This is a genomic window from Pseudoalteromonas sp. TB51 (genome assembly GCF_000498055.1).
Lineage (GTDB): Bacteria > Pseudomonadota > Gammaproteobacteria > Enterobacterales > Alteromonadaceae > Pseudoalteromonas > Pseudoalteromonas atlantica.
Window position 1 is genome coordinate 1 of sequence record NZ_AUTO01000085.1, and the last position, 6,022, is coordinate 6,022.

5 protein-coding genes are annotated in these 6,022 nt (G+C 41.7%); 3 read left to right on the top strand and 2 right to left on the bottom strand.

The window, feature by feature from the left end:
• Positions 1 to 109 precede the first annotated feature (109 nt).
• A complete protein-coding gene (locus tag L650_RS0104160; protein ID WP_029772239.1) occupies positions 110 to 1,264 on the top strand; it encodes an IS110 family transposase in 1,155 nt (384 codons plus the stop codon).
• 399 nt (positions 1,265 to 1,663) lie between these two features.
• On the opposite strand, the gene L650_RS0104165 is transcribed toward L650_RS0104160, so the two are convergent.
• Positions 1,664 to 2,011, bottom strand: a complete 348-nt coding sequence (locus L650_RS0104165; RefSeq protein ID WP_004589544.1) for a hypothetical protein — start codon at positions 2,009 to 2,011, stop codon at positions 1,664 to 1,666.
• A gap of 438 nt (positions 2,012 to 2,449) precedes the next feature.
• Positions 2,450 to 3,970, bottom strand: a complete 1,521-nt coding sequence (locus L650_RS0104175) for an aldehyde dehydrogenase family protein (protein ID WP_029772294.1) — start codon at positions 3,968 to 3,970, stop codon at positions 2,450 to 2,452.
• A gap of 163 nt (positions 3,971 to 4,133) precedes the next feature.
• On the opposite strand from L650_RS0104175, the gene L650_RS0104180 reads away from it, so the two are divergent.
• Together L650_RS0104180 and L650_RS0104185 are read left to right on the top strand one after the other, a co-directional pair.
• Positions 4,134 to 5,030 carry an AraC family transcriptional regulator gene (locus L650_RS0104180; RefSeq protein ID WP_029772295.1) on the top strand — a complete coding sequence of 299 codons (897 nt, stop codon included), beginning with the start codon at positions 4,134 to 4,136 and terminating at the stop codon, positions 5,028 to 5,030.
• Positions 5,031 to 5,109: 79 nt separating this feature from the next.
• A partial coding sequence (locus tag L650_RS0104185) for a LacI family DNA-binding transcriptional regulator (protein WP_029772296.1) occupies positions 5,110 to 6,022 on the top strand: 913 nt, incomplete at its 3' end.

Consider the following 6,022-nt stretch of genomic DNA (forward strand, 5'->3'; position numbering starts at 1 on the left):
TAGACATAATGACTCCCACACGGTGTTAGCCTCCGCTTTTCGTGGGTTAGCTTAATTCAAAGCCAGAGCCATAATTAGTTTGTCAATTAACTAAACAGCAGAGGCTAACATGAATAAACATAGCATACTTTTTATCGGTCTTGATACACATAAAGAATTCAATGAAGTCGCCTATATTGAAGAACATAGAGGTGCGCAACCTGTTCATCTTGGCCGAGTTTCGTCTTCCAAAGTGGCCGTTCAAAAGCTTGTTCGTCAGTTCGAATCGAAATACTCTGGCGCAACACTTCATTTTGTTTATGAAGCAGGCCCATGTGGTTATTGGATTTACAGGTTAATTACCAGCCTCGGCCATTGCTGTTACGTGGTGGCGCCCTCTCTTATTCCTAAAAAACCTGGTGAGAAGATTAAAACCGATAAACGTGATGCTCTTAAGCTTGCTAAATTACTTAAGTCTGAAGATTTAACACCTATCTATGTTCCCGAGCCTGAAGATGAAGCTGTACGCGATTTATCTCGTGCACGCGAAGTGGCAATGAAGGACTTAAAAGATGCCAAATATCAATTAAAGGCGCTGTTGCTTCGCAATAATATCAATTATAAAGGCACTGCGAATTGGTCACAAAAACATTTACGTTGGCTCACTGAGATTGTGCTGCCACACCCCGCTCAGCACATCGTCTTACAAGAATTTTTACACACAATTACCGAACGAATAAGCCGACTTGAACGGCTAGACAATGAACTAACACACCACGTTCACCAGTGGCGTTATTATCCTGTTGTCAAAGCAATACAAGCTATGCGTGGTGTCCGTTTGTTGGTCGCCACTGGCGTTGTTGCTGAGCTTGGCGATTTATCGCGTTTCGACCATCCCCGTAAATTAATGAGTTATCTCGGTCTTGTACCCAGTGAACACTCGAGTGGTGGCAAACGCCATATTGGCGCCATCACAAAATGCGGAAATGGCCGAGCAAGACGCCTTCTTGTGGAAGGTGCACACACTTATCGGTATGCGGCAAATATATCAACAGATATGCAAAAACGACAAGAAGGCTTACCAAAGGACATTATTGATATTGCGTGGAAAGCACAGATTAGGCTCTGCAAACGCTATAAAAAAATGATAGCCAAAGGGAAACACTACAATCTGGTTGTTACCGCCATTGCCCGAGAAATGATTGCGTACATATGGGCTATTGCAAAAGAAGTGGTGCTTACGCCAGTGAATACAAAACTTAGATTGGCAAGAGTACCCGCATGATAAACGTATTAGAGTTAATGCATGGGATCAAGCATCGGGTGTGGCACAACCACCGACGGCGTTAGGATGGCAGTGCAGCTAACGCTGCATTGAACCACGAACATAGACTGAAGACAGGTGCCACGACGAAATAAGTAAGGTCTGCTCTGTTACTAGAAATAGTAATAACCAACGAATATCAGCAAGATAACCGACGACATTACTTGCTTCATCCTATGTATTAACTCGCTCTAATTCGAGCTAAAGTAATTATGGCTTAAAAAGTTAGGCAGGGATCAGTGCGTTTAACTTGACAGTGGGAGTCATACCAACGCCACATTAAGCGGCAAATGATAGTTGGCTTAAATAAGTGAGGCACGAACGGAAAGCCAACTGTTATTAGTCCGTTTGAATGCCTTGTTAGTTGCTAAACTCTGTGACGTGCCAAAGCTCTCCTGATGGCCCCCACAAATAAACAACTTTACCCCAATGCTCTGTTTTTATTGGTTCGTACTTTATGTCGAAACCATCTAATCTAGAAATAACTTCAAAAGCCTCGTTTATATCTAAAACTGAAAGTTGGAACATCAAATTTTTAGCTAGATCTTCGTTATAAAACCTTTGTAGGAAAAAAGTGCATTCACCGTTTTCAAATAAAGATAAATCATCGGTGACATAATCCATTTGAAACCCCAATGCTTGGTAAAAAGATTGGGATATTTCGTAATCCTTACTAGGAATAAAAACTCTAATATCATCAACTTTCACCGGACTCTCCTTTTGCAACTAACAACTTTGTCTACGACATTTGTCGTTTTATAAACCGACAAATGTCCCTATATTACAATGCATTTATCTTAGCCAGCAAATAACCACTTGTAAACAATTGGTTAACCACAAAGAAATCTCCGTTAATGCTGTAATACACCTAAATGGGGGAGATCAGTCATATCCGACAATGCATAAATCACTGCACATTTTTAGAGCAACTTTTATAAAAAATTAATATTGTAAAATCGTTTTTTGACGCAGGTAATGGCCTATTTAACGCGCTTAGGTTTTAACGCTTTAAACGCGGCTGGTATTGTACTTATATATTACAACACGCTTAAAATAGTGTTGTGAGCACTGTGAATAAAAAAGCGCTGCAAATATGCAGCGCCCTCATTACTTAATGGTTGTTGTGTTTAAGTTTTAGCTGTTTTATTAAAAAAAGCCGAGTGGATCTTCGCTATAGCTCACTAATAAATTTTTAGTTTGTTGATAGTGATCGAGTGCTAGTTTGTGTGTTTCACGCCCTATTCCTGATTTTTTATACCCACCAAATGCAGCATGTGCTGGGTACATGTGGTAACAGTTGGTCCACACTCGGCCAGCTTCAATTTTGCGCCCCATGGTATAAGCACGGTTCATGTTTCGGCTCCACACCCCTGCGCCTAAGCCAAATTCTGAGCTGTTGGCAAGTTCGAGTGCTTCAGCTTCATCTTTAAAGGTCGACATAGAAATAACAGGGCCAAAAATTTCTTCTTGGAACACACGCATGTCGTTTGTACCTTTAAGCAGTGTAGGTTGTATGTAATAACCACCATTTAAATCGTCATTTAGCTGCTCTACGTTTCCGCCGGTGAGTACTTCAGCGCCTTCTTTTTTACCTATGTCTATGTAACTAAGTATTTTATCAAACTGTGCTTTTGAAGCTTGAGCGCCCACCATGGTTTCGCTGTCGAGTGGGTTACCGCGTTTAATTTGTTGGGTACGTTCGAGTATGCGCTCAATAAACTGCTCGTATATATCTTCTTGAATAAACAATCTTGATGGACAGGTACATACTTCACCTTGGTTAAAGTAAGCAAGTACGGCGCCTTCTATGGCTTTTGATAAAAACGCGTCGTCTTTTTCCATTACATCATTAAAAAATATATTGGGCGATTTACCGCCAAGCTCTACCGTTGACGGAATAATGTTTTCAGCAGCACATTTTAAAATATGTGAGCCGACAGGTGTAGAGCCTGTAAATGCAATTTTAGCAATGCGTTTACTTGTGGCCAGTGCTTCGCCTGCTTCTTTACCAAACCCATTTACAATATTGAGCACGCCTGCAGGCAGTAAATCACCAATAATTTCCATTAAAACTAAAATAGATGCTGGAGTTTGTTCGGCTGGTTTTAGTACCACACAGTTACCTGCAGCAAGTGCTGGTGCAAGTTTCCATGCGGCCATTAAAATAGGGAAGTTCCACGGGATAATTTGCCCAACCACACCTAACGGTTCGTAAAAATGATACGCCACCGTGGTTTCGTCAATTTCGCCAATACTGCCATCTTGCGAGCGCAGGCACCCTGCAAAGTAGCGAAAATGATCGGCCGCGAGCGGAATATCGGCCGCGAGTGTTTCGCGAATGGCTTTACCGTTATCCCATGTTTCGGCAACGGCTAGTAGCTCTAGGTTTTGCTCAATTCGGTCGGCTATTTTTAGCAGTATATTACTGCGCTCGGTCACCGAGGTTGTGCCCCACTGCTCTCGCACTGCATGCGCTTTGTCGAGTGCTAGGTTTATATCATCTTTGTCGGAGCGAGGTATTTGGCAAAATACCTTACCATTTACTGGGCTTATATTATCAAAGTATTGGCCGTTTACAGGTTTTACCCACTCTCCGCCAATGTAATTACCGTATTGTTGTTTAAAGTTTACGAGTGCGCCATCGCTACCTGGATTTGCGTATATCATGTGTGTGCTCTCTTTATTGTTGTTAGCTAAAGGTCGAACATTTATATAAAACAAAATGCTTTATATTTAGTTTGACATTAGCCTAACGAGCACCTAAAAACTTGATTAGCTGTCCACAAAAGTTGTCTGTGAGTCCACACTAATAAAAGCCAAAAGGATTGATATGCACACATCTCAGTTAAACAAAAAACGCCAACAACTTGATGTTTTAATAGAAAATAAAGTGACATTTGCAGCAGATAACAGCGAGTTGAGCATTTACGACACGTACCAACGCGCACAAAAGGTGGCACTGCATTCAAAGGAGTTACTGTTTTGTGCCATGCTCAGCGGTAAAAAAGTAATGCACGTAGAAAGTAGCCAATACCATAAAGCATTTTTACCCCACGAGTCGTTTGTATTAGCGCCAGAGCAAGGTGTATTAATTGATTTTCCACAGGCATCAATGCACGCCCCAACCACTTGTTTAGCAATTGAAATAAGCAAAGATAAAATAAACGCTGTGGCAAATGCGCTTAACATGCAGCAAAGCTTTGCACACGATGGCGACTTATTCGAGTATGTTCCACAATTGGTACACAGCCAACATAATAGCCAAATACAGCAATTATTAGAGCGCATGGTACATTTATTTAGCGAACCAGGCGCACAGCGACATTACTTAATTGACTTGTCGTTAAACGAATTGATCACCCGGTTGTTACAACAACAAAGTCGCGACTTATTACTCGCTAATAGCGATAAACCACGCCTTAAAACAAAAATAAGCGATGCACTGCTTTATATTGAAGAGCACTTAAACGAAACGCTCGACATAAATACCTTGTGCAAAATAGCCTGCATGAGCCGCAGTAAGTTTTATCAGCAGTTTAAACTGGCATTTGGCACTACCCCAGCCCTTTGGCAGCAACAATTAAGACTTAAAAAAGCGCGCAATCAATTACTGCAAGGCCATGCAATTAGCCAAGTCTGCTTTGATGTTGGGTTTAATAGCGCGAGCCACTTTAGTCGTGTATTTAAACAAACCTTTGGTATTGCGCCTAAAGAGTGCCGGCATTAAGGGTAAAACCTTATTTTTTACTTTGCTAACGCCCTGAATATGTTAGTTTATTAACATGAGTATTGAGTAAAGAATTGGTATGAGTAAGCAAACCCGCTGGACCCTAAAAAGTATTGCTAAAGAGTTAGGTGTATCTAACGCAACAGTCTCTAATGCGTTTAACCGCCCTGATCAGCTATCGGCTAAACGCCGAGACGATATTCTTGCAGCGTGCAAAACCTTGGGCTATTACGGACCCAATAAAGCCGCGCAATCGCTTCGCAGTGGTACATTTAACATTGTGGCGTTAGTGCTGCCCGATAGTGTGGAATATATGGTGTCGGACCCTGTGGCCAGCAGCTTTATGCGGGGTGTAACCTCGGTGCTTGAAAAAAACGGCATTAATGTTTTATTGTTTTCTGGTAATAGCGATAACCTTAACAGTGTGGTCGACTTTGTAGATGGCTTTATTTGTTATGGCCGCCCTCGTAATAACGCATTAGTAGAGCAGTTAAAAACGGTCTCTAAACATGTGGTAACTATTGATTTTGATATAGCCCGCAATGCCTCAGTAAATATTAATAACGAGCAAGCAAGTTACGAAATAGCCAAGCATGTTTTAAAAAACCCAAGCGATAAAGTCGCTATTTTAGGCTTAAGATTACTTGATGAAAACGTATTGTGCCGCGTATATGAGCATCACGAATTTGAAACAGGGCAATCTATTTCGCACCAACGTTTACGGGGTTATCAACGTGCTTTAAGTGAGGCAAATATAACGGTAGCTGATGACCGCATTTGGAATATACCTGAGAGCAGCGAGCGTTTTGCTAATATTGCCGCTAAAGAGGTGTTAAGTGCCTCCCCCCGCCCTAACGTTATAATTTGTATGAGTGATTTAATTGCCCTTGCCACCATGCGAGAAGCAATAAAACAAGGCATAAAAATAGGTGAAGAACTGCGTATTGTCGGCTTTGATGGAATAGACGAAGCCGCCCGTTTTGTGCCGCGCC

Excerpts from the sequence above, each read along its gene's own strand:
- L650_RS0104160 (WP_029772239.1), top strand. The coding sequence starts at position 110 with ATGAATAAACATAGCATACTTTTTATCGGTCTTGATACACATAAAGAA.
- L650_RS0104175 (WP_029772294.1), bottom strand. The coding sequence starts at position 3,970 with ATGATATACGCAAATCCAGGTAGCGATGGCGCACTCGTAAACTTTAAA.
- L650_RS0104180 (WP_029772295.1), top strand. The coding sequence starts at position 4,134 with ATGCACACATCTCAGTTAAACAAAAAACGCCAACAACTTGATGTTTTA.